The sequence below is a fragment of the Stenotrophomonas sp. SrG genome (genome assembly GCF_050031795.1).
GTDB lineage: Bacteria > Pseudomonadota > Gammaproteobacteria > Xanthomonadales > Xanthomonadaceae > Stenotrophomonas > Stenotrophomonas rhizophila_A.
This window is the reverse complement of sequence record NZ_JBNBBE010001001.1, coordinates 1-241: the sequence shown is the minus strand read 5'-3', so window position 1 is coordinate 241 and position 241 is coordinate 1. Positions and strand designations below refer to the sequence as shown.

The window sequence follows — 241 nt, the reverse complement described above, 5'->3', positions numbered from 1 at the left end:
TGTGACAACAATGCCCAGGACAACGCCGCGTCGCTGTCCGCCGCCGATGCTTCGTTCACCGTCGGCATGTCCGATGCGCAGGTGTACGTGAACCAGTACGGCGCCGGCAACACCACCATGAATGATGGCGTGGGCAACAACTCCAGCCTCAGCGGCAACGCCTTCCGCGGCGCCACCGGCAACATCGCCGTGAACAGCGCCGCCGGCAACAACAACGAGCAGAAGAACGCCCTGGCTGCGT

The 241-nt window shown here is 64.3% G+C and carries 1 pseudogene; it reads left to right on the top strand.

The window, feature by feature from the left end:
• Nucleotides 1-241: pseudogene (locus ACQG3P_RS22505) on the top strand (adhesin); the annotation flags it as partial.